Source organism: Novosphingobium sp. BL-S-32, from assembly GCF_056857055.1.
Map to the genome: position 1 here is coordinate 2,335,900 of NZ_CM166476.1, position 21,009 is coordinate 2,356,908.

The 21,009-nt window shown below is 65.9% G+C and carries 21 protein-coding genes; 14 read left to right on the plus strand and 7 right to left on the minus strand.

Annotation, left to right across the window (positions count from 1 at the left end; all coding sequences use genetic code 11):
- Positions 1-60 precede the first annotated feature (60 nt).
- Positions 61-690 carry a c-type cytochrome gene (locus tag AC1VVK_RS10925; protein WP_482902994.1) on the minus strand — a complete coding sequence of 210 codons (630 nt, stop codon included), beginning with the start codon at positions 688-690 and terminating at the stop codon, positions 61-63.
- Between the two features lie 121 nt (positions 691-811).
- Here AC1VVK_RS10925 and AC1VVK_RS10930 point away from each other — a divergent pair, with 121 nt between their 5' ends.
- The 10 genes from AC1VVK_RS10930 (at position 812) to AC1VVK_RS10975 (ending at position 9,950) form a co-directional block, all read left to right on the plus strand.
- Positions 812-1,705, plus strand: a complete 894-nt coding sequence (locus AC1VVK_RS10930; RefSeq protein WP_132388579.1) for a prephenate dehydratase — start codon at positions 812-814, stop codon at positions 1,703-1,705.
- A 142-nt stretch (positions 1,706-1,847) separates the two neighbouring features.
- Positions 1,848-2,489 carry a hypothetical protein gene (locus AC1VVK_RS10935; RefSeq protein WP_482902995.1) on the plus strand — a complete coding sequence of 214 codons (642 nt, stop codon included), beginning with the start codon at positions 1,848-1,850 and terminating at the stop codon, positions 2,487-2,489.
- Positions 2,486-3,811, plus strand: a complete 1,326-nt coding sequence (locus AC1VVK_RS10940; RefSeq protein ID WP_482902996.1) for a DUF4350 domain-containing protein — start codon at positions 2,486-2,488, stop codon at positions 3,809-3,811. The genes AC1VVK_RS10935 and AC1VVK_RS10940 overlap by 4 nt, the downstream gene beginning before the upstream one ends.
- A complete protein-coding gene (locus AC1VVK_RS10945; protein WP_482902997.1) occupies positions 3,808-4,794 on the plus strand; it encodes an AAA family ATPase in 987 nt (328 codons plus the stop codon). The genes AC1VVK_RS10940 and AC1VVK_RS10945 overlap by 4 nt, the downstream gene beginning before the upstream one ends.
- 4 nt (positions 4,795-4,798) lie before the next feature.
- A complete protein-coding gene (locus AC1VVK_RS10950; RefSeq protein WP_482902998.1) occupies positions 4,799-6,127 on the plus strand; it encodes a DUF58 domain-containing protein in 1,329 nt (442 codons plus the stop codon).
- Positions 6,124-7,161 carry a stage II sporulation protein M gene (locus tag AC1VVK_RS10955; RefSeq protein WP_482902999.1) on the plus strand — a complete coding sequence of 346 codons (1,038 nt, stop codon included), beginning with the start codon at positions 6,124-6,126 and terminating at the stop codon, positions 7,159-7,161. Before AC1VVK_RS10950 ends, AC1VVK_RS10955 begins: the two co-directional genes overlap by 4 nt.
- Positions 7,158-8,099: an RDD family protein gene (locus AC1VVK_RS10960; protein ID WP_482903000.1), complete on the plus strand. Its 942-nt coding sequence runs from the start codon at positions 7,158-7,160 to the stop codon at positions 8,097-8,099. Before AC1VVK_RS10955 ends, AC1VVK_RS10960 begins: the two co-directional genes overlap by 4 nt.
- A complete protein-coding gene (locus AC1VVK_RS10965; protein WP_482903001.1) occupies positions 8,096-8,563 on the plus strand; it encodes a GNAT family N-acetyltransferase in 468 nt (155 codons plus the stop codon). The genes AC1VVK_RS10960 and AC1VVK_RS10965 overlap by 4 nt, the downstream gene beginning before the upstream one ends.
- Positions 8,563-9,090: a GNAT family N-acetyltransferase gene (locus tag AC1VVK_RS10970; RefSeq protein WP_243652572.1), complete on the plus strand. Its 528-nt coding sequence runs from the start codon at positions 8,563-8,565 to the stop codon at positions 9,088-9,090. The genes AC1VVK_RS10965 and AC1VVK_RS10970 overlap by 1 nt, the downstream gene beginning before the upstream one ends.
- An 8-nt stretch (positions 9,091-9,098) precedes the next feature.
- Positions 9,099-9,950, plus strand: coding sequence for a sulfurtransferase (locus AC1VVK_RS10975; RefSeq protein ID WP_482903002.1), 852 nt, complete (start codon positions 9,099-9,101; stop codon positions 9,948-9,950).
- A 61-nt stretch (positions 9,951-10,011) separates the two neighbouring features.
- Here the strand turns inward: AC1VVK_RS10975 and AC1VVK_RS10980 are convergent, their stop codons facing one another.
- From AC1VVK_RS10980 to AC1VVK_RS10995, 4 genes are all read right to left on the minus strand, one after another.
- Positions 10,012-10,557: a glutathione peroxidase gene (locus AC1VVK_RS10980; RefSeq protein ID WP_482903003.1), complete on the minus strand. Its 546-nt coding sequence runs from the start codon at positions 10,555-10,557 to the stop codon at positions 10,012-10,014.
- A gap of 177 nt (positions 10,558-10,734) precedes the next feature.
- Positions 10,735-11,427 (minus strand): glutathione S-transferase family protein, encoded by a 693-nt coding sequence (locus tag AC1VVK_RS10985; protein ID WP_482903004.1) that lies wholly within the window; start codon positions 11,425-11,427, stop codon positions 10,735-10,737.
- Between the two features lie 22 nt (positions 11,428-11,449).
- Positions 11,450-12,085, minus strand: coding sequence for a CoA transferase subunit B (locus AC1VVK_RS10990; protein ID WP_482903005.1), 636 nt, complete (start codon positions 12,083-12,085; stop codon positions 11,450-11,452).
- Positions 12,085-12,792, minus strand: a complete 708-nt coding sequence (locus tag AC1VVK_RS10995) for a CoA transferase subunit A (protein ID WP_482903006.1) — start codon at positions 12,790-12,792, stop codon at positions 12,085-12,087. Before AC1VVK_RS10995 ends, AC1VVK_RS10990 begins: the two co-directional genes overlap by 1 nt.
- Positions 12,793-12,879: 87 nt before the next feature.
- On the opposite strand from AC1VVK_RS10995, the gene AC1VVK_RS11000 reads away from it, so the two are divergent.
- From AC1VVK_RS11000 to AC1VVK_RS11010, 3 genes are all read left to right on the plus strand, one after another.
- Positions 12,880-13,773 carry a LysR family transcriptional regulator gene (locus AC1VVK_RS11000; RefSeq protein ID WP_482903007.1) on the plus strand — a complete coding sequence of 298 codons (894 nt, stop codon included), beginning with the start codon at positions 12,880-12,882 and terminating at the stop codon, positions 13,771-13,773.
- A 118-nt stretch (positions 13,774-13,891) separates the two neighbouring features.
- Positions 13,892-14,674: a universal stress protein gene (locus AC1VVK_RS11005; protein WP_132388061.1), complete on the plus strand. Its 783-nt coding sequence runs from the start codon at positions 13,892-13,894 to the stop codon at positions 14,672-14,674.
- 659 nt (positions 14,675-15,333) lie between these two features.
- Positions 15,334-17,646, plus strand: a complete 2,313-nt coding sequence (locus AC1VVK_RS11010; protein WP_482903008.1) for a CDC48 family AAA ATPase — start codon at positions 15,334-15,336, stop codon at positions 17,644-17,646.
- 131 nt (positions 17,647-17,777) lie between these two features.
- On the opposite strand, the gene AC1VVK_RS11015 is transcribed toward AC1VVK_RS11010, so the two are convergent.
- Positions 17,778-18,575: a glutaminyl-peptide cyclotransferase gene (locus tag AC1VVK_RS11015; protein ID WP_482903009.1), complete on the minus strand. Its 798-nt coding sequence runs from the start codon at positions 18,573-18,575 to the stop codon at positions 17,778-17,780.
- A gap of 168 nt (positions 18,576-18,743) precedes the next feature.
- Here AC1VVK_RS11015 and AC1VVK_RS11020 point away from each other — a divergent pair, with 168 nt between their 5' ends.
- Positions 18,744-19,718, plus strand: a complete 975-nt coding sequence (locus tag AC1VVK_RS11020; protein ID WP_482903010.1) for a GGDEF domain-containing protein — start codon at positions 18,744-18,746, stop codon at positions 19,716-19,718.
- 3 nt (positions 19,719-19,721) lie between these two features.
- Here the strand turns inward: AC1VVK_RS11020 and AC1VVK_RS11025 are convergent, their stop codons facing one another.
- Entirely contained in the window at positions 19,722-20,861 is a 1,140-nt protein-coding gene (locus AC1VVK_RS11025; protein WP_482903011.1) for a mechanosensitive ion channel family protein, read from the minus strand.
- Positions 20,862-21,009 lie beyond the last annotated feature (148 nt).

Consider the following 21,009-nt stretch of genomic DNA (forward strand, 5'->3'; position numbering starts at 1 on the left):
CGGTGACGCCTGCGGGCCGTTTTCTGCCGACCGAAGCCGGATTGGGTAAAGCGAAAATGCTTACTTGGCGGGCGCCGCGCTCGCCTTTGCGGCGGGAGCAGCCCCTGCCGGAGCCTTGGCATCTGCCGGAGCCTTGGCGTCGGCTGCAGCTGCCGCAGGCGCCGCAGTCGGAAGCGGCAGGTTCGAACCCTGCGAATTCAGATAGGCGATGACATTGGCGCGGTCTTCACCCTTGGGGAGGCCCGCGAAAGTCATCTTGGTGCCGGGAGCGAAGGCTTTCGGGCTCTTGAGCCACTGGTTCAGCTTGTCGAAGTCCCACTTGCCGCCCACGCCCGTGAGCGCGTCGGAGAAGGCAAAGCCGCCCACACCCTTGCCGATGTCTTCACCGACAACGCCGTGGAGGTTGGGGCCGATGCCGTTGGCGCCGCCCGGGGTGATCGTGTGGCAGGACTGGCACTTGGCGAAAGTTGCCTGACCCTTGGCGGGATCGGCCTTGGCCAGCAGCGTCTCGATCGGAACTTCCGCAGCACCTTCGGTAGTCTCTTCGACGCCTTCGATGGCATAACCCATGGTCTCGGGACGATGCGGCTTGTCCGCGCGAAAGTAATGCGAGCTGACGCTGGCAAGACCCAGACCGACGATGCCGGCGAACAGCGTCCAACCGACAATTGTGTTGAAACGATCGTCCATGTCCTGATTGCCCCGGGTATTGTTATGATGATCCTCTTAGCTTGGAGGCTCTAATGTTGCCCGCAAGTTAGCGCAAGAGCCATTGCGGTTGAGGCCAATGCCGACTAATCGCGCCAGCACTATGAATTCCTATCCCAAACCCGCATTCGACCTCGTTTCACGGATGGTGGAGGCTGCCGCTGTCGATCCCGCCCGGGCGATGGCGCTTCAGGGGGCGCCCGGATGCAATTCGCACCGGGCCGCGCTCGAATACGATTCCGGCTGCCTGCCGCTGCCGTGCTTTTCGTTCGAGGACGCGCTGGATGCGGTGAAGGAAGGCCAGGCGGAGCGCGCGATCATTCCGATCGAGAACTCGCAGCACGGGCGCGTGGCCGATATTCACTTCCTGCTGCCCGAAAGCGGCCTGTCGATCGTCGGCGAGCATTTCATGTCGATCGAGCATGCGCTGATGGCGCTGGGCGACGGGCCGTTCTCGGTGGCCTACAGCCATCCGCAGGGCCTTGGCCAGTCGCGCCGCTACCTGCGCGAGCGCGGCATCGTGCCGATGTCTTACGCCGATACTGCCGGCGCGGCAGCCTTCGTGCGCGAACAGGGCGATCCTGCCGCCAGCGCCATCGCGCCGAAACTGGCGGCCGAACTCTACGATCTCAAGATCATCGAGGAGAACGTCGAGGACGCGGCGGACAACACCACGCGCTTCGTCGTTCTGGCCCGTGAACCGCTCGATCCTTTCGCGCTTCAGGGCGAGAAGGCGATGACCACGTTCATCTTCGAGGTGAAGAACATTGCCGCCGCGCTCTACAAGGCGCTGGGCGGGTTTGCGACCAACGGCGTCAACATGACGAAGCTGGAAAGCTACCAGATCGGCGCGAGCTTCGCGGCGACGACGTTCTACGCCGATATCGAAGGCGCCCCGGGCGATCCGCGCGTCGATTCGGCGCTGAAGGAACTGGCGTTCCACTGCAAGTACGTGCGGCCGCTGGGTACCTATCGCCAGGCCCGTCCCAGAGGATGATGGCAGGGGCAACGGCGGAATAGCCCGAGCCTTATCCGTCCGGGGGAAAATCGCCGGTCGGACAGAACGTTAATGCGGCGCGCCTTGCCTGTGCCGGCGGGGCGTGCCAAGCATCCCCGCCGTGGCAGATGGTGGGGCTCAAATGGCGGGTGCAACCGCATCCCGGGACGCGGCGAGCGACTGGGAAGCCGTGCGGGGCGCGGCCGATATCCAATACGCGCCGCTCCCGAAGGTCCCCGCGCCGCCCGTGCACATGCCCGGATGGCTGCGTGTGCTGGGTGAATGGCTTGAAGCCCTGCTCGGACCGATCGGCCGGCTGCTCGGCATATCGTGGCCGGTGTTCCAATATGTCCTGATCGGCCTTGCCGTTCTGCTGGTGCTGTTCGTGCTGTGGCGCTTGCTGGGCCCACTGTTGCAGCGCCCGGCCAAAAGCGCGGAGGATCCGGCGGAAGCTTGGCTGCCCGACCGGGACGAGGCCATGGCCCTGCTTGGCGATGCCGACCGGCTGGCCGCCGAGGGCCAGTTTGCGGAGGCGACGCATCTCCTGCTTCGCCGCAGCGTCCAGCAGATCCGCGCGACCCGGCCCGAATGGCTCCACCCGGCCAGCACCGCGCGCGAGATCGCGACGCTTCCCGCCTTGCCCGAAACCGGGCGCAACGCTTTCGCCACGATCGCGCAGCGCGTCGAGCGCAGCCGCTTTGCACTGCGTGACCTCAACGCGCAGGACTGGGCCGCCGCGCGCGGGGCCTATGCCGAATTCGCCCAGATCAGGCTCACAGCATGAACGGCGACCTCCCTTCCGGAACCGTCGCGGTGGGCGCCAATCCGTTCTCGCGCTGGTCGGTGCTGGCCGTGGTCCTGCTCGGCTGCGCTCTCTTCGTTGCGTTGCTGTGGATGATCGGCACCGGAACCGGTTTCGGCGAGACCAATGACGGACAGGCCCATGCCGAGGGACGCGGCCTCAACGGCTATGCGGCGATGGCCACATACCTCGAACGGCGCGGCTATGTGGTGCGCCGCTCCCGCAACGAGGGGGCGCTGGACAAGCCGGGCCTGCTGGTGCTGACGCCGCCGGCATTCGCCAGCGGCAAGGAGATCGACAAGATCGTCTCGCGGCGGCGCTACGTTGGGCCGACGCTGGTGATCTCGCCCAAGTGGTTCGCTTTCGCCGCGTCGCGCGAACAGCAGCAGAAGGGCGCGAAGACGGGCTGGGTCAATCTCGCCGGGCCGAGGCCGCCCGAATGGAGGGGCTTCCTCGACGACCTTACCGTCGGCCTGAACCCGACCGATCCGCACGGTGCGCGCGTGCGCTGGAGCGGGATGGGCGTTCAGGGCGCCTTGCCCGGTCGCCAGCCCGTGCTGTGGGGCAAGGGCCGCGATCTGGTGCCGCTGGTACGCGATGGCGATGGGAATATCCTTGCCGGATTCATGGCAGACGGCGGCCACTATCCGGTGCTGGAGCAGGTCGCCGGGGTCGCCCCGGACGATGTGGATCCGCAGGACCGTCTCCAGCCGATCGTGATGGTTTTCGACCCCGATCTCGTCAACAACTGGGGCATGGCCGACCAGAATTCGGCGCGGCTGATTGACGCGCTGGTGGCGGCGAGCGGGGCGCGGCCCGGCGATACGATCACCTTCGATCTTACTCTTAACGGCTTCGGCAATGCGCAGAACCTGCTGACGCTGGCGTTCACGCCGCCGTTCCTGGCGGCGACGCTGTGCCTGCTGCTGGCCGCGCTGGTGCTCGGCTGGCGCGCCTTCCTGCGGTTCGGACCGCCGCTTGCGGAGGGCCGGGCCATTGCTTTCGGCAAGCGCGCGCTGGTCGCCAATGCGGCGGGACTGGTGCGCCGCACCGGGCGCCTGCACCTGATCGCGCGGCCCTATGCGGACCATGCCCGCGAGCGGCTGGTCCGGGCGTTGGCGCTGCCGCGCACGCTTGACGGACCGGACGCCGATGCCGCGATCGACCGCGCGCTGGCCTCGCGCGATCCTGCTGCCGAACCCTTTTCCGCGATCGCCGCGCGCCTCAGGCAGGCCCGGCGTCCGCAAGACCTCGTCAAGGCTGCGCGCGATCTCCACGCGCTCGAAAGGATGCTGACCCGATGACCGATGCCCAGACCCTTGGTTTCGAGGGCGACCTTGCGCAGGTCGCCGCGCTCGCGGCCGACATTCGCGAGGAGATCGCCAAGGCGGTGGTCGGTCAGCGCGAGGTTGTGGAGCATATGCTGATCGCGCTGCTGGCGCGCGGCCACGTATTGCTCGAAGGGCCTCCGGGCACGGCCAAGACGTTTCTCTCGCAGTGCTTCGCGGCGGCGCTGGGGCTCGATTTCGGGCGCATCCAGTTCACGCCGGACCTGATGCCGGGCGACATCCTCGGCTCGAACCTGTTCAACTTCCAGACCAGCCAGTTCACGCTGACGCGCGGCCCGATCTTCTGCGATCTGCTGCTGGCGGACGAAATCAACCGCACGCCGCCCAAGACCCAGGCCGCGCTGCTCGAAGCGATGCAGGAGCGCCGCGTGACGCTTGACGGCACCGCGCATGCACTTCCCGCGCAGTTCATGGTGGTGGCGACGCAGAACCCGATCGAGAGCCAGGGAGTCTATCCGCTACCCGAAGCGCAGCTCGACCGCTTTCTGTTCAAGCTCGACGTCGCCTATCCCAGTCTTGAGGAAGAGCGACGGATCGTCGCGCGCTTCGGCGAAAATCGCGGCGCGCCCACTCCGGCCGAATGCGGCGTGACGGCGGTGGCGAACCGGGCCCTGCTCGATGCCGCCTCGCGCACGGTGTCGCAAGTGAAGCTGGCCGAGAGCGTGACCGATTATGTCGTGCGCCTCGTGCGTGCCACGCGGGAGAGCCCGGACCTTGCTGGCGGTGCCTCCCCGCGCGCGGCAGTGTTGCTGGCCGGCGCTGCCCGTGCCCGCGCCGCGCTCGACGGCCGCGACTACGTGGTGCCCGACGACGTCAAGGCGCTGGCGCCCAGCGTGCTGCGCCACCGCCTGCTGCTGAGCCCGGCGGCCGAGATCGAGGGCAAGCAGGTCGAGGCGCTCGTATCCTACCTTGTCGAGCAGACCGAGGCACCGCGCTGACCCGATGAGCCTGCGTTTCGCCCCCATGGTTCCGACCGTGCGCGCCGCCGCGCTGCTGGCGCTGGCGGCGCCGGTCGCGCTGGTGATCGGTTCGACGCGGCCGGAGGCATGGATTGCGGCGCCGATCGTCGGGCTCGCGGTTTTCGCACTGGTCTTCGTCGATGCGCTGCTGGCCGGACGGGCCGAGCAGTTCCGCGTGACCGTGCCGGGCGATGTCGAAGTGGGGGCGGAGGCCTCGCTGGCGGCGGAGGTCGTGCTGCGGGGCGGACGTGCCTCGCGCGTCGATGTCGCACTGGCCTGCGATCCCCGGCTGGTTGCCGGCGGGCGCGCGACGTTCGCCTTGGCGCGGGGCGAAACGGGCTGGCGCGGGGATCTGGCGTTCCGCCCCTCGCGCCGGGGCACCGGCAAGGTCAGCCGCAGCTGGCTGCGCTGGACCGGCCCGCTCGGGCTTGGCGCGCGGCAGCTGGCGGGTGATCTCGATGAGGAGGTGCGGGTCTGGCCCAATGTTTCCGCCGTGCGCTCGCCGGCCTTGCAGATCCTGCTGAAGGACGCGCAGTTCGGCGTGCTCGCGCGGCGCATCCGGGGTGAGGGCACGCAGTTCGAAGCGCTCGCCGAATACGAACCGGGCATGGACCGCCGCCGGATCGACTGGAAATCGTCGGCGCGCCACGTCCACCTCTATGCCAAGGAATACGAGGTCGAGCGCAACAACCAGATCGTCTTCGCGTTCGACTGCGGCCAGTCGATGTGCGAGCCGGTGGACGGGATGCCCCGCCTTGACCGCGCCGTTTCGGCGGCGCTGGCTACCGGCTACGTCGCGCTGAAGGGCGGGGACCGGGTGGCGCTGTTCGGCTTTGCCTCGAAGCCCGAAGTCTCCACGCCGTTCATCGCCGCCTCGCGCGATTTCCACCGCCTCCAGCGCGCCGCCGCCGGGCTCGAATACCGCTCGGAAGAGCCCAATTTCACGCTGGCGCTGGCGACTTTGGCCGCGCGACTGGAGCGCCGCTCGCTGATCGTGGTCTTTTCCGAATTCACCGACCCGACGAGCGCGCAGCTCATGATCGAATCGATCGGGCGGCTGGTCGCGCGCCATCTCGTGCTGTTCGTCACCATTGCCGACGAGGAGCTGGAGGGCATTTCGGCCGCCGCACCCGATGACATGGAGACGCTGTCGATGGCGGTCTCGGCCGATCTGCTGCTACGCCAGCGCGCGCTGGTAACGCGCCAGTTGCGCCAGCTCGGGGTCGAGGTGATCGAGGCTTCCCATGCCAGTATCGGCACCCGGCTGATCGACGCCTATCTCGCCATCAAGCGCGCAGGATCCATCGGATGAACGCCCCATCGACCGAAGCCACCGCAATCGCCCGCGCGGCGCTGCGCTCGGACCGCTTCCGGCTGGAGCGGGAGGCTGACTGGCAGCGGCTTGAAGCCATCGTCACGCGGATGGAGAAGGGGCGGTTGCGCCGCCTTTCCGACGAGGATCTGCTGGCACTGCCCGGGCTCTACCGCACGGTCGCCTCCAGCCTGTCGATCGCGCGCGAAACCTCGCTCGACGCGGCGACGCTCGCCTATCTCGAAGCGCTGGTGCAGCGGGCCTGGTTCGTGGTCTACGGTCCGCGCTCGTCTCTATGGGACTGGCTGCGCGGCTTCCTGGGCGGCGGCTTGAGCGCGGCGGTGCGGTCGATCTGGGTCGATGTGCTGATCGCGTTTGCCGTCATGGTGGCAGGCACGGTGGTTGGCTGGCTGCTGGTCGCGCACGATACCGAATGGTATTTCGCCATGGTCTCGCCGGGAATGGCGGGCAACCGCGTACCCGGCGCCACGCGTGAGGTGCTGCACGGGGCGATCTTCGGGAATTCCGGGCAATCGGGCATGAGCGTGTTTGCCGCGGGCCTGTTCAGCAACAATGCCCAGGTCTCGATCATGGCCTTCGCCTTCGGCTTTGCGCTGGGCGTGCCGACGCTGCTGCTGCTGGTGCAGAACACCGCTTCGCTGGGCGCGATGCTCTGGCTGTTCCATGGGCAGGGCCTGCTGGTGGACTTCATCGGCTGGCTGGCGGTGCACGGGACGACCGAGCTGTTCGCGATCCTGCTGGCGGGCGCGGCCGGGCTCCACGTGGGCCGCTCGATCGCCTTTCCCGGCAACCGTCCGGTGCTTCAGGCGGCGTCCGAGGCAGGGTGCCGCGCGGCCGTGGTCATGACCGGGGTGGTGCTGATGCTGATGGTTGCCGCACTGCTGGAAGGCTTCGCGCGGCAATTGGTGGACCAGACGTTCGGACGCTTCGTCATCGGCGGTTTCATGCTGACCCTCTGGTGCGCCTATTTCTTCGCATTCCGCGGCAATCATGCCGGAGTGCGCCGGGCATGAGCCGCTCGCCCTCGCGCCATCGCGGATCGTCGCGCGATCGTCTGCTGGTGACGCCGGAAGGGATCACGCTGCCGATCACCGTCGCCAGCCGGGGCTCGCGACTGGGGGCGCTGATCCTCGATTTCATCGTCATTATCCTGGTAATTGTCGGGATGTCGCTGATCCTCGCGTCGGTCGCCGGCGGGTTGGAGAAAGTCGACCACACGGTCAGCCAGAACAATGCGGCGGGCCATGCCATGCAGTTTCTGGCGGTCCTGTGGATCATTGCCATGTTCCTGCTGCGCAATGCCTATTTCCTGTTCTTCGAGCTGGGCCCGCGCGGCGCGACGCCGGGCAAGCGGCTGGCCGGTATCCGCATCGCCGCGCGCGATGGCGGACGGCTGACGGCGGAAATGGTGATCGCGCGCAACCTGCTGCGGGATGTCGAACTGTTCCTGCCGATCGTGTTCATTGCCATGGCCGGGGTTGCCAGCGGTCTCGGTTGGCTGGCGGCGGCGGGCTGGTTTGCGATCTTCCTGCTGTTCCCGCTGTTCAACCGCGACAGCTTGCGCGCGGGCGACGTGATTGCCGGATCGTGGGTGGTCGAACGGCCGCGCCGCAAGCTGGAGGCGGCGCTGTCGGTCGGCACTGCGATGCACCCGGACGAGGACGCGCATTTCGGCGCCGCGCCGCAGCGCGAATACCGCTTTTCCGAGGCGGAACTGGCGGTCTACGGCGAATACGAGCTTCAGGCGCTGGAACGCGTGCTGCGCGAGAAGCGGGCTCCGGCGACGGAAAGCGTCTACCAGACGATCGCCCACAAGATCGGCCGCAACGATGGCTGGAATGACGAGCACGCCTTCCTGGAAGCCTATTACACCCAGTTGCGTGCCCGGCTCGAAGCGGGCATGCGCATGGGCCGCCGCAAGGCCGACAAGCATTCCGGGGATCCGCGTTGACGCTCGCATTGACCATCGTCGAGGATGACCTGACGGGTCGGGCGGTGCTGGACCTGCTCCAGTTCCACCTTGATGAGATGCACAAGTGGTCCCCGCCTGAGAGCGTCCACGCCATGCCCGCCGAGCGCCTGCGGCAGAAGGACGTGACGTTCTTCTCGGCCTGGGATGGCGAGCACCTGGCCGGATGCGGCGCGATCAAGCACCTCGATGCGGGCCACGGCAAGCTGAAGTCGATGCGCGCGGCGCCCGAATATCGGGGCAAGGGCGTGGGCAAGGCGCTGCTGCTGCACCTGCTGGAAGAGGCCCGGGCACGCGGTTACACTCGGGTCAGCCTGGAGACCGGCAAGCCCGAACCGTTCCACCCCGCGCAGGGCCTTTACCGCGCGCATGGCTTCAGCGAATGCCCGCCATTCGGGGACTATGTTTCCGACGATTTCTCGATTTGCATGACGAAAGAACTGTGATGGACGCCACTTTGAACCTGCGCCTCGCCACTCCGGCCGACGCCGCCGCATTGGCCGAACTCGGTGCCCGCAGCTTCATCGTCAAGTTCGGGGACATGTACCGCCCGGAAGACCTGTCGAACTTCCTGGCCGAATCGCATAGCGAGGCCAAGATCGCCAAGGAAATCGCCGATCCGGCGATGCGGGTGATGCTGGCTGAGGCGGACGGGCAATTGCTTGGCTTCTGCAAGCTGGTCATGACTTGCGGCTGGGCCGAGCATGCGCGCGGTGCGCGGGTGATCGAACTCAAGCAGCTCTATACCGACCCGGACGTGACCGGCCGCGGCATCGGCGCGCGGTTGATGGACTGGGCGCTCGATACGGCGCGGGATCACGGCGCGGACGAGATCCAGCTCTCGGTCTGGAGCGGCAATGACGGCGCGCAGAAGTTCTATGGCCGCTACGGCTTTGCCAAAGTGGCCGACATCCACTTCATGGTCGGCGAACAGCGCGACGAGGAATTCCTTTTCGCCCGCCTGCTCGGCTAAGCTACGCCATGGCTTATGAAACGCTGATCGCGGTTGCCGATCTTCACGCGCTGCTCGCCGCGGGCGAGGACGTGCTGATTCTCGATTGCGAATTCGAACTGGGCATGCCGGACAAGGGCCGCGAGGCCTATCGCGCCGGGCATTTGCCGGGCGCGCGTTATGCTCATCTCGACGATGACCTTGCCTCTCCTCCGGACGGGCGGAACGGTCGTCATCCGCTCCCTTCGCGCGTGGCTTTTGCGGCCTACCTGCGTTCGGTGGGGCTGCGGCAGGGCCAGCAGGTGGTCGCCTGCGATTCAAACGGCGGTGCCTGGGCGGCGCGGGCGTGGTGGCTGCTGCGCTGGATGGGCCATGCGCCGGTTGCCGTGCTCGATGGCGGTAAGCAGGCCTGGACCGCAGCGGGACTGCCGCTGGAGAGCGGAGAACCCGCCCCCGCGAGGCTGGGAGACTTTGTCGCCGGTGATGCGCTGGTGGCGGCACCTGTGAGTGCCGGCGATGTGCTGGCGAATATCGAGGTCGGGGCCGCGCAAGTGCTCGATGCGCGCGATCCGTCGCGTTTCCGGGGCGATCCCAATCCGCTCGATCCGGTGGCAGGGCATGTTCCCGGCGCCCGCAATCGCTTCTTCCGTGACAATCTTGGCTCGGATGGACGCTTCCGCGCGGCGGATGAGCTGGCGAGCGAATTCGCCGCGTTGCTGGGCGGAAAGCCGGCGATCCTGTCCTGCGGCTCGGGCGTGACCGCGTGCCACAACGCGCTCGCCATGGCGCATGCGGGGCTTGCTGGAGCCCAACTCTACCCGGGTTCGTGGAGCGAGTGGATTGCCGATCCCACACGCCCGGTGGCGACCGGCGCGGACTGATCCACGCGAAAGCGCCGCCCCTGCATTCGCAGGGACGGCGCCAATTTGAAGCGGTAGTGGCTTACTTCGCCAATTCGGCCTGAATCGCGTCCACCAGCAGTGGATCCTGCGGCGCCGTGCCCGGCGCGAAACGACCGACAACCGAGCCGTCACGCGCGATCAGAAACTTTTCGAAGTTCCACAGCACTTCGGGATCGTCGTTGGGCGTCATGCCGTAACCCTTGAAGCGCTCCTTCATCGATTCGACATCGCCCTGCTTGGTCGGGATGGCATCGGTCAGCGCGGCATAGAGCGGCTGCTTGGCTTCGCCGGTAACGTCCGCCTTGGTGAACAACGGGAACGAGACGCCGTAATTGAGCTGGCAGAACTCGACGATTTCCTCGTTCGTGCCGGGCTCCTGCGCGCCGAAGTCGTTGGCCGGGAAGCCGAGCACTTCGAAGCCCTTGCCCTTGTACTCTTCGTAGAGCTTTTCGAGGCCCTCGTACTGCGGCGTGAGCCCGCACTTGGAGGCGACGTTGACCACCAGCAGCACTTTGCCCTCATGATTGGCAAGGCTGTCGGTGCTGCCGTCGATGCGGGTCAGCGGGATAGCGGCGATCTCGGTCATGCGGGGATTCTCCCTTGGAAACGATCGGGTGGTTTGGTGCGGGAGACTGCGCCAGCTCGATGACGCGGGCAAGACGCCGCGTTCACGACGGTTGCCCGGTTATGGACGAAATCCATTCGAGATCATCGGCATAGGAAATAGGATCGCCCCGGCGAAGCGCGTCGACCCCCGTTGCGATCAGGCCCCAGCAGCGGATCGATAGTCGGCGATGATGTCGCCGCACTCGGCCAGTTCGGCTTCGTGCCCCTCCTCGCGCCATGTTTCGGCGAGGGCTTCGGCTTCCCACTGCTTCATCGCCGGGTGATCGAGCACGGTATCGACCCAGGTCTGGCACGTGCCGACATCAAGGCCATACGTGCGGATGCGATAGGCCACGGGCGCGAAGAAAGCGTCCAGCGCAGTGAAGCTTTCGCCTGCCAGCCAAGGGCCGCCGAAGCGCGACAGGCCTTCGCTGAAAATCTCGCGCAGGCGGGCGACGTCACGCACCAGCGCCGGGCGCATCGTCTTGGGGCGCACGCGTACGCCGACGTTCATCGTGCAATCGTTGCGCAGGGCCGAGAAGCCGCCGTGCATTTCGGCGACGGCACATTGCGCGAAGGCCCGCGCCGCTTCGTCCTGCGGCCAGATACCGGCGTGGCGGTCTGCCAGATAAAGCGTGATGCCGAGCGAATCCCACACCGTCCGCTCGCCGTCGAGCAGCGCGGGAACTTGCCCGGTGGGCGAGAAGCTGCGGAACGCGTCGTAATTGGCGGGGGAGGTGAAGGGCTCGATCCGATCGGTGAAATCGATGCCGAGCGCCTTCATCAGCACCCATGGCCGTAGCGACCAGCTGGAGTAGTTCCGATTGGCGGTGATCAGTGTGTAAGCCATCCCGAACTCTCCTTTGCGGGCGTCAGGTTATGTAGTGCGCCGTGGTCTTAGCGGCGACTTCGTCGGGCGTCACGCCCGGAGCGAGTTCGATCAGCTTGAACGGACTCTGGTGGTCGGGCCGCTGGAACACGGCGAGGTCGGTGACGATCATGTCGACCACGTTCTTGCCGGTCAGCGGCAGGGTGCAGGCCGGGATGAACTTGGGATCGCCGTTCTTGGCGTTGTGCTCCATCACCACGATGATCTTCTTCACGCCGGCCACGAGGTCCATCGCGCCGCCCATGCCCTTGATCATCTTGCCGGGGATCATCCAGTTGGCGATGTCTCCGTTCTCGGCAATTTCCATCGCGCCCAGCACGGCCAGATCGATGTGCCCGCCGCGGATCATGCCGAAGCTTGTGGCACTGTCGAAATAGGCCGATTGCGGCAGTTCGCTTACCGTCTGCTTGCCCGCATTGATGAGGTCGGCGTCGACTTCATCGGCGTAAGGGAAGGGCCCGATGCCGAGCATGCCGTTTTCGGACTGGAGCGTCACCGTCATGCCCGAAGGCACATGGTTGGCCACCAGAGTCGGGATGCCGATGCCAAGGTTCACATAAAACCCGTCCTGAAGCTCCTGTGCCGCGCGGGCGGCCATTTCGTCTCTGCTCCAGGACATCAGGCGGTCTCCTTCTCGCGGGTGGTCATGAATTCGATCTTCTTGTCGTAAGGCGCGCCCAACACCAGACGCTGGACGAAGACGCCGGGCAGGTGAATGCCGTCCGGATCGAGCGAGCCGGTTGGGACGATCTCCTCTACCTCGACCACGCAGACCTTGCCGCACGTGGCGGCGGGCACGTTGAAGTTGCGCGCGGTCTTGCGGAACACGACGTTGCCGGTCTCGTCCGCCTTCCATGCCTTCACGAGCGACAGGTCGGCAAAGATGCCTTCCTCAAGGATATATTCCTCGCCCCGGAAGGTCTTCACTTCCTTGCCCTCGGCAATCTGGGTGCCGACGCCGGTCTTGGTATAGAAGCCCGGAATGCCGGCGCCGCCCGCGCGCATGCGCTCGGCCAGGGTGCCTTGCGGGCAGAATTCGACTTCCAGTTCGCCCGAGAGGAACTGGCGCTCGAACTCCTTGTTCTCGCCCACGTAGGACGAGATCATCTTCGAAACCTGCTTGGTGCGCAGCAGCTTGCCGATACCCTCGTTGTCGATGCCGGCGTTGTTGGAGGCGAAAGTCAGGTCCTTCACGCCCGAATCGCGTACTGCGTCGAGCAGGCGTTCGGGGATGCCGCAAAGGCCGAAGCCACCGGCGGCGATCAGCAGGCCGTCCTTCAGCAGTCCGTCCAGCGCGGCAGAGGCGCTGGGGTAGATCTTGTTCATGCTGTTCTCCCGTTTGGAAGCGAACCTAGACAGCCAATCCCATTACGAATAGCGATTGTTTTTTATCGGATTCGATAATCAGGCATTATGAAACGCATTGCCCTCTTCCACCTCGAAACGCTGATGTGGATCGATAGGCTCGGCACGTTCGCAGGTGCGGCACAAAGACTCAATACCACGCAGCCTGCCATCTCAGCCCGCGTGCGGGAGATCGAGGAACAACTCGGCGTACCACTGTTCCAGCGCGACGGGCGGCGCATGGTGCTGACCGCGCGAGGGCGGCGACTGGTCGAGGCAGCGGAACCGCTGCGGCAGGGGCTGGAACAGGCCCTGCTCGAAGCCAGCGACTTCGCGGGCGCGACCGGCAGCGTGCGGATCGGCTCGGGCGAGATTGCGGCGGCCAGTTGCCTTCCCGGCTTCATCGCCGCCATCGAGCGCGAGCGGCCAGGCGTTACCATGGAGATCGAACTCGACCTGACCGCGCGCCTGCTCCAGCAATTGCTGGCAGGCACGCGCGATATCGTGTTTCTCGCCGGTCCCGTGGCCAGCCCCGGCATCCGCACCGCACCGATCGGCGCGGTTGAATTGGTCTGGGCGGCGAGCCCGGCCGTAGCCGCCGCGGGCGGGTTCGTGCAGCCCTTGCCGGTGTGGTCGCTGCCCGACCATTCGCCGCTCCATGCGGTAACGATGGCCGCTTTCGAAACCGGCGGGCCGGTGCCGCGCTCGTTCAACACCTGCAACAATGTGCGCACGCTGATCGAGATCGTCGCTTGCGGGCAGGGCGCGGCGGTCCTGCCCGAAATCATGGTGCGGGGGGAACTTTGCGTGGGCACGTTGGTTGAAATCCTGCCTCGCCCCGCGCGGCGCATCCACTTCGAAGCAGCGATCCGCACACGCGAGCGGGAGGCCGTGGTGCTGGACCTGTTCGAACGAGCCGCGCGGCTCTCCATCGACAGCATCGGCCACGGTACCGGCCTCTGAAAACTTCATGCCCTCAGGTGGATGCGGTAAAATGCGCAGGGGCAATTGGGGCTTTGATCTGGATCATGGTGGCTGCATACCTGCGCACTAGGGTGGATCCGATAGACGGAGGAATGCCATGCGCTCGATACTCGTGAACGCCGACCGCAAGCCCGCAAGCGACGCGCGCGTCGATACCGCACTCGAACTGGCGCGGCTGCTTGGCGGTCATGTCACCGTCCTCGTGGACACTCCGGTCTCGCGTTATATCGCGATGGATCCGATGGGCGGCAGCTATGTCATCAGCGAGGCGCTGGACAAGGCCCGGGCCGATGATGACGCTGCAGCCGAAGCGATCGAAGCGCGGCTTGCACGCGGTGACGTGCCCTTCGAAGTCGTGCGCAGCGAGGACGATCCGGTGCCGGCACTGTCTTCGGCGGCGCGGCTGGTCGATCTGGTGGTGCTCTCGCGGTCGAGCGGGATTGTCGGTGATGTGGCCTTGTCGGCCCGGGCGCCGGTGCTGGCGCTGCCGGACGAGGGCGGGCTGAGCCTGCCGATCCGCCGCGCGGTGATTGCCTGGGACGGCGGCGAGCAATCGGCCGCCGCGCTCAAGGCATCGATCCCGCTGTTGGCGAGTTGCCAGCTTGTGAAAGTCGTGACGGTGACGGAAAAGCCCGGCGGTTTTCCCGCCACCGACGCGCTGCGCTATCTGTCGCGCAGCGGCATTCACGCGGAACTCGAAGAACTCGAACGGCGCGGCTCGACCGAGGAGACGCTGGCCGTGGCCGTGCGACAGGCCCACGCCGAACTGCTGGTCATGGGGGCTTATGGCAAGAGCCGCATGCGCGAGTTCCTGTTCGGCGGCGTGACCGCCTACTTCCTGTCCAATGCCGAGGCGCCGGCCCTGCTTTTCGCACACTGATCGCCCGCAAATCTCACGGCAAATTCACCCATGGCCGGCTCCGTCACTACGGGGCCGGCCAGTTTTATCGCGTCGTTAAAGGGGGCGCGCGTTTCTGTCCGGCAAGATTACCCCCAAATCGGTTCGACCGCCTGAAACGGGCGCGCCGACTCCGCGCAAATTGCTAACCTGGGTGAGGAGATATCGCGGCGCAGCAGAAAACGGGCGCAGCAGTGGCCCGATCCATCGCCCAGCCGATTGCCCTTCCATCGACGTTGAACCCCGATTCACTTTGCAACGCACAGTAATTACGTCATTTTATAGATATTACGCGGTGTAGTTCGATGGTTTGCAACAGCGATTGCATAATTTGCAACATCAGTTTCGGGCTTTCGCACTTGCACAATCGACGCCGGGAAGTCATACAGAACTTGCCTTTCAGGCATCCTCTCCCAAAACTTCCACGGCCCGGTCGGCAACGTCCGGGCCTTTTTTTGTCCATCGAAGATGGGCGAAATGGATGCGCTTCCCGTCGCCTCCGGGTTTTCCGCGCGGCATTCCGGTGTCTGACCCGTTTGAAATCCGACAGACGCATACCTAGTTCCTTGATCAAGTTCCCATCGCGTCCGTTTCGCAAAGCGGGCGCCCCCCATCGGCATCGGGAGCCGGAAAGGAATCTCATGGCGGAAGCCCCAACTCAGGTGGACGAACGCGTGGTCAAGCTGCAAGTCGCGGCGGCCCGGCAGGAGGAAAGCGGCCAGGGCATCGCCCGGCTGTCGCGCGGGTCGCTTTCGGCGATCGGCGCGATGGAAGGCGATGTGCTGGAAATCTCCGGCAAGGCCGTCACCGTGGCACGCGCAGTCCTGGCCTATCCCGAGGACGAAGAGCTTCAGGTAATCCGCCTCGACGGTCTTCAGCGCGTCAATGCCGAAGTCGGCTCGGGCGATCATGTCACTGTTCGCAAGGCGGAATCGCGCGCCGCGCAGCGCGTGGTCTTCGCGCCCGCGCAGAAGGACATGCGCCTGCAGGGCCCGTCCGCCGCGCTCAAGCGTAACTTCTTCGGCCGCAGCATGGTGCAGGGGGATATCGTCGCCACCACCGGCCAGCAGCAGGTCGCGGACATTCCGCCCGAACTGCGCCGCATGTTCAATGCGCCGGCTTTCGCACTGACGCAGATACGTCTCAATGTCGTTTCGACCACGCCGCGCGGCATCGTCCATATCGACGAGCACACCGAAGTCGAATTGCGCGAACTGTTCGAGGAAGCCGAAGCGGCGCGCGGCGACGTCAATTACGATGACGTTGGCGGGATGAGCGACACTATCCGCCAATTGCGCGAGATGGTGGAGCTGCCCCTGCGCTATCCCGAGCTGTTCACCCGCCTGGGCGTGGCGCCGCCCAAGGGCGTGCTGCTGCACGGCCCGCCGGGGACGGGCAAGACCCGTCTCGCGCAGGCGGTCGCCAACGAGAGCGAGGCGAATTTCTTCTCGATCAACGGGCCGGAAATCATGGGTTCCGGCTATGGCGACAGCGAGAAGGCGCTGCGCGAGGTGTTCGACGCCGCGGCCAAGGCCGCGCCCGCAATCATCTTCATCGACGAGATCGACTCCATCGCCCCCAAGCGCGATCAGGTCCACGGCGAGGCGGAGAAGCGCCTTGTCGCGCAACTGCTCACGCTGATGGACGGGCTGAACAGCCGCGCCCACGTGGTCGTCATCGCCGCCACCAATCGGCCCGATGCCATTGATGAGGCACTGCGCCGGCCCGGCCGTTTCGACCGCGAGATCGTGATCGGCGTGCCGGACGAGAGCGGCCGTCGCGAGATCCTGGGCATCCACACGCGCGGCATGCCACTGGGCGATCAGGTAGACCTGAAGGAATTGGCCCGTACCACGCACGGCTTCGTCGGCGCCGATATTGCCGCGCTCGCGCGCGAGGCGGCGATCGAGGCGGTGCGGCGGATCATGCCGCAGCTCGACCTTGAGGCGCGGACGATCCCGTCCGACCTGCTGGAAAGCCTGCAGGTCACACGCGAGGACTTCGTGGAAGCGCTGCGGCGTGTCCAGCCTTCGGCGATGCGCGAGGTGATGGTGCAAGTGCCGAACATCGGCTGGTCCGATATCGGCGGGCTCGACGAGGCGCAGCTCAAGCTTCAGGAAGGCGTCGAACTGCCGCTGAAGAATCCGGAAGCGTTCCGCAAGCTGGGCATCCGCCCGGCCAAGGGCTTCCTGCTCTTTGGACCTCCGGGCACCGGCAAGACGCTGCTCGCCAAGGCCGTGGCCAAGGAGGCCGAGGCGAACTTCATCTCGATCAAGTCCTCGGACCTGCTGTCGAAGTGGTATGGCGAAAGCGAGCAGCAGATCGCCCGGCTCTTCGCCCGCGCGCGGCAAGTGGCGCCTTGCGTCATCTTCATCGACGAGATCGACAGCCTCGTGCCCGCGCGCGGCAGCGGTTCGATGGGTGAGCCGCAAGTGACCGGCCGCGTGGTGAACACCATCCTCGCCGAGATGGACGGGATGGAGGAGCTGCAATCGGTAGTGCTCATCGGCGCCACCAACCGGCCGACGCTGGTCGACCCGGCGCTGCTGCGACCCGGGCGTTTCGACGAGCTGGTCTATGTCGGCACGCCGGACGAGGCCGGACGCGTGCATATCCTTGGCATCCACACCGCGAAGATGCCGCTGGCGGACGATGTCTCGCTCAAGGACATCGCCGCGCGCACCCAGCGCTTTACCGGTGCCGATCTGGAAGACGTGGTGCGCCGCGCCGGTCTGATCGCCATCCGCAAGCGCGGGGCCGACGTGGAAGCGGTGACCAGGGCCGACTTCGAGGATGCGCTCGACGATAGCCGCGCCACCGTGACCGAGGAGATGGAGGACGAATATTCGCGCATGAAGGGCGAATTGAAGAAGCGGGCGATGGAAGTTGCCCCGCTCGGCTTCATTACGCCGGGGATGGTGGAGCCGACCCGGCCGAAAAAGCACGGCGAGTGATGAGCGGGCAGGGGGTGACGACCGCCCCCTGCTCACCCTGCACTCTTAATCCCAACACTTCCCTTAATCTCAACACTTCCCGTCATCCCCGCGGAGGCGGGGATCAGTCCAGTCCAGTATCGGACAACGTCTCAGGGACAGACTTGCGTGATCTGGTAGATCCCGTTCCAGTTCTTGCCCGTCACGAAAATGCGCTTCTTCTTCGCGTCCCAGGCGATACCGTTGAGCACCGAATCCATGCCGAACGCGCCGTCGCCCCGGCGCAGGCCGGAAAAGTCCACCCACGCCTTGATATGGCCGGTTGCCGGATCGATGCGGGCGATGCGGTCGGTCATCCAGACGTTCGCCCAGATCTCGCCGTCGATCCATTCGAGTTCGTTGAGGTTGTCGACCGGTTGGCCATCGGCGGTGACGGCCAGAGTGCCGGTCTGGTGCATGGTGGCGGGATCGCGCAGGCGCAGGCTGGACGATCCATCGCTCTGATAGATGACATTGCCGTTGCGCGTCATGCCCCAGCCTTCACCTTCGTAGCTGAAGGAACCGACCGGCTTCAGCGTCTTGCGGTCCCACCGGAAACCCTGCCCGCCGCGCCAGGTCAGGCTGATGATCTGGTCCTTCCAATCGATGATGCCCTCGCCGAACAGCGAGGGATCGATCGCCGCTTGCGTGACCGGCGTGGCATCCTCCAGCGTGCGCACAACGATGCGCGAGGCGCCCTCGCGCCCGGTGCTCTCGTAAAGCAGCCCGTTGGAATAGAAGAGCCCCTCGGTAAAGGCGCCCGGATCGTGCGGGAAGGTGGCGTCCACGCGGTAGCTGCAAGTCGGCACCGGCTCCGCATGCGCGGTCGCCGCCGGCCCGGCCAGCGCGGCCAGCGCGACGAAAATACCGGGAACCTTGCGGGTGCGAGCGACGGCTGCGGAACGGACCATGCGCCAGCGACTGCCGTACTCGTTTGCGCCCCGCAAGCCCCCGAGCGCGGTTTGAGGCCACAAAGTGCGACCGGCTGCGCTTTCGATTAACCATCTGGCAACGGAGAGAGGCATAATCTCAGGGTAATTCGGGCATATACTGTTAACCACGGCGTGAGGATTTCCGTCATGACCCTGTCCGCCGCCAACGAGGCAAGCGCCGCCGCCGAGGCTGATGCCTTCGCCAGCGATCCCGCCGTTTACAAGACCCTGCTCGAATCGACACTGGCGATTCCCTGGCGGATCGACTGGGCGACCATGACGTTCGCCTATATCGGCCCGCAGATCGAACCGCTGCTCGGCTGGCAGCGCGATAGCTGGAAAACCATCGACGACTGGGTGGCGCGCATGCATCCCGAGGACCGCGAGACGGTGGTGGAATTCTGCGTCTCGCAATCGATGGCGGGCGTCGATCACGAGGCCGACTATCGCGCGCTGACGAAGGACAACGGCTATGTCTGGATCCGCGATGTCGTTCATGTGATGCGCAAGGAAAACGGCGAGGTGGACAGCCTGATCGGCTTCATGTTCGACATTTCCGAACGCAAGAAGACCGAGCAGGAACTGGTCGACATGCACAAGCGGCTGGAGACGTTGTCCTTCGAGGATGCCCTTACCGGCGTGTCCAACCGGCGCATGTTCGATCTGCACCTCGACACCGAGTGGAAGGCGGCCTGCCGGGGCGGCCAGCCGCTTTCGCTCGTCCTGCTCGATCTCGACCACTTCAAGCAGTTCAACGATAACTATGGCCATGTCGCCGGCGACGAATGCCTGGTGGAAGTGGCCGAAGCGCTAAAGCAGGCCGGTGGCCGCCCGCGCGACGTGGTGGCCCGTTTCGGCGGCGAAGAGTTCGTGCTGCTCCTGCCGGAAACCGGTGGGAAAGAGGCCAAGGCCCTTGCCGAACGCTGCCGGAGTGCCATTGCCGGGCTCAAGGTGCCCCACGCGGGATCGGAGTGCAGCGACTGCGTCACCGTCAGCATCGGCGCGGGCACGATTGTCCCCACCGACGCCGATCATCCGCGCGACTTCATCCGCGCGGTGGACGACATGCTTTACCTGGCCAAGCAGGATGGCCGTAACCGGGTCATGGCAACCCGGCTCTAAGCTTCAACTCGAATTGGCCCGACGGTCGCCGAACTCGGCCACGGCTTCGGCCAGCGCGGGGCCGGGGGCAAGTTCCACCGGCGCCACTTGCAAGGTGCGGCGGCGAACCAGTGCCTCGGGCATCTCGCGGCGGATCCAGTCGAGCATGTGCTCGCGCATGGCGCAGCGCAGGTCGAACAGCGTCGATCCGTCGCGCGCGCTCATCAGCAGGCGCACTTCCATGGCCTCGGCCTTGTGGTCGGTCACTTGCAGCACTTGCGCGCGCCCGTCGAAGAGGCGGTGGGCGGTGACGGCGCGCGTATATTCCTCGCGCAGCGGCGCCACGTCGATTCCCGGATCGAGGTAGATCATCACAGTGCCGAGAAGCTGCGACGTGGTCTTGGTCCAGTTCTGGAAGGTGTCCTCCAGAAACCGCGTGGTCGGCACCACAAGACGGCGCTGGTCCCAGAGATTGACCACCACATAGGTTGTGCGGATCTCCTCGATGCGGCCCCATTCGCCGTCGAGAACGACGACATCGTCGATCGAGATCGGTTCGGTCAGCGCCATCTGGAAACCGCCGATCAGTGCCTTGAGCGCGGGCTGCGCGGCGGCGCCGACCGCCAGTGCGGCCAGCCCTGCCGAGGCCATCAGCGTGGCGCCTATCTTCATCACGCCCGGAATCGAGAACAGCATCAGCGACACCGTCAGGAACACGATGGCGAAAGTGGCGATGCGGCTGAGGATCGCGAGCCGCGTCCGCCGCCGCCGGGCGCTGCGGTTGTCCTCCACCGTGATATCCGCGCGCAGCGTCATGGCCTCCACCAGCGAGTGGAGGATGGCGATGGCGATCCAGCCCACCAGCAGCGGCATGACGAAGCCCGCGACCCGCTCCCAGAACGCGCTGAGGGCCGGGGTCTGCCGCGCGGCGAGCACCACGCCCATGACCACGAAGGCCCAGCGCGTCGGCCGGGCAAGGCGGACGACGAGGATGTCGTCGGACTGGCTCACGCTCGCGCGGACGATGCGCCTGAGGATGCGGAACAACACAAAGTGCACGGCCAGTGCGATGGCCGCGCCGATGGCACCGGCAATCACGGCGATGAGGATTTGTGCCGCCCAGTCAGGCAGGGCACCGACGTAGCGGTCGATCAGCTCTGTCATGAGAGGGAAACCGTGTTGCACTGCAACAGTTTCCTCTAATCCTTCGTCTCGTCGGGGTTTTGGCCCGGCTGGCGGAGGGTTTCATCCTAACACCTCCGTCGTTCCCCGAAGGCGGGGACCCCGCTTGTTCTTGAGACGTGGCGAGAAG

What these genes read in the sequence shown, in the direction of transcription:
- AC1VVK_RS11015 (WP_482903009.1), bottom strand. Translation starts at nt 18,575, where the DNA reads ATGGTCCGTTCCGCAGCCGTCGCTCGCACCCGCAAGGTTCCCGGTATT.
- AC1VVK_RS10930 (WP_132388579.1), top strand. Translation starts at nt 812, where the DNA reads ATGAATTCCTATCCCAAACCCGCATTCGACCTCGTTTCACGGATGGTG.
- AC1VVK_RS10955 (WP_482902999.1), top strand. Translation starts at nt 6,124, where the DNA reads ATGAACGCCCCATCGACCGAAGCCACCGCAATCGCCCGCGCGGCGCTG.
- AC1VVK_RS10940 (WP_482902996.1), top strand. Translation starts at nt 2,486, where the DNA reads ATGAACGGCGACCTCCCTTCCGGAACCGTCGCGGTGGGCGCCAATCCG.
- AC1VVK_RS11020 (WP_482903010.1), top strand. Translation starts at nt 18,744, where the DNA reads ATGACCCTGTCCGCCGCCAACGAGGCAAGCGCCGCCGCCGAGGCTGAT.
- AC1VVK_RS11010 (WP_482903008.1), top strand. Translation starts at nt 15,334, where the DNA reads ATGGCGGAAGCCCCAACTCAGGTGGACGAACGCGTGGTCAAGCTGCAA.
- AC1VVK_RS10960 (WP_482903000.1), top strand. Translation starts at nt 7,158, where the DNA reads ATGAGCCGCTCGCCCTCGCGCCATCGCGGATCGTCGCGCGATCGTCTG.
- AC1VVK_RS10950 (WP_482902998.1), top strand. Translation starts at nt 4,799, where the DNA reads ATGAGCCTGCGTTTCGCCCCCATGGTTCCGACCGTGCGCGCCGCCGCG.
- AC1VVK_RS10935 (WP_482902995.1), top strand. Translation starts at nt 1,848, where the DNA reads ATGGCGGGTGCAACCGCATCCCGGGACGCGGCGAGCGACTGGGAAGCC.
- AC1VVK_RS11025 (WP_482903011.1), bottom strand. Translation starts at nt 20,861, where the DNA reads ATGACAGAGCTGATCGACCGCTACGTCGGTGCCCTGCCTGACTGGGCG.
- AC1VVK_RS10975 (WP_482903002.1), top strand. Translation starts at nt 9,099, where the DNA reads ATGGCTTATGAAACGCTGATCGCGGTTGCCGATCTTCACGCGCTGCTC.
- AC1VVK_RS10925 (WP_482902994.1), bottom strand. Translation starts at nt 690, where the DNA reads ATGGACGATCGTTTCAACACAATTGTCGGTTGGACGCTGTTCGCCGGC.
- AC1VVK_RS10985 (WP_482903004.1), bottom strand. Translation starts at nt 11,427, where the DNA reads ATGGCTTACACACTGATCACCGCCAATCGGAACTACTCCAGCTGGTCG.
- AC1VVK_RS11000 (WP_482903007.1), top strand. Translation starts at nt 12,880, where the DNA reads ATGAAACGCATTGCCCTCTTCCACCTCGAAACGCTGATGTGGATCGAT.
- AC1VVK_RS10990 (WP_482903005.1), bottom strand. Translation starts at nt 12,085, where the DNA reads ATGTCCTGGAGCAGAGACGAAATGGCCGCCCGCGCGGCACAGGAGCTT.
- AC1VVK_RS10945 (WP_482902997.1), top strand. Translation starts at nt 3,808, where the DNA reads ATGACCGATGCCCAGACCCTTGGTTTCGAGGGCGACCTTGCGCAGGTC.
- AC1VVK_RS10980 (WP_482903003.1), bottom strand. Translation starts at nt 10,557, where the DNA reads ATGACCGAGATCGCCGCTATCCCGCTGACCCGCATCGACGGCAGCACC.
- AC1VVK_RS10970 (WP_243652572.1), top strand. Translation starts at nt 8,563, where the DNA reads ATGGACGCCACTTTGAACCTGCGCCTCGCCACTCCGGCCGACGCCGCC.
- AC1VVK_RS10995 (WP_482903006.1), bottom strand. Translation starts at nt 12,792, where the DNA reads ATGAACAAGATCTACCCCAGCGCCTCTGCCGCGCTGGACGGACTGCTG.
- AC1VVK_RS11005 (WP_132388061.1), top strand. Translation starts at nt 13,892, where the DNA reads ATGCGCTCGATACTCGTGAACGCCGACCGCAAGCCCGCAAGCGACGCG.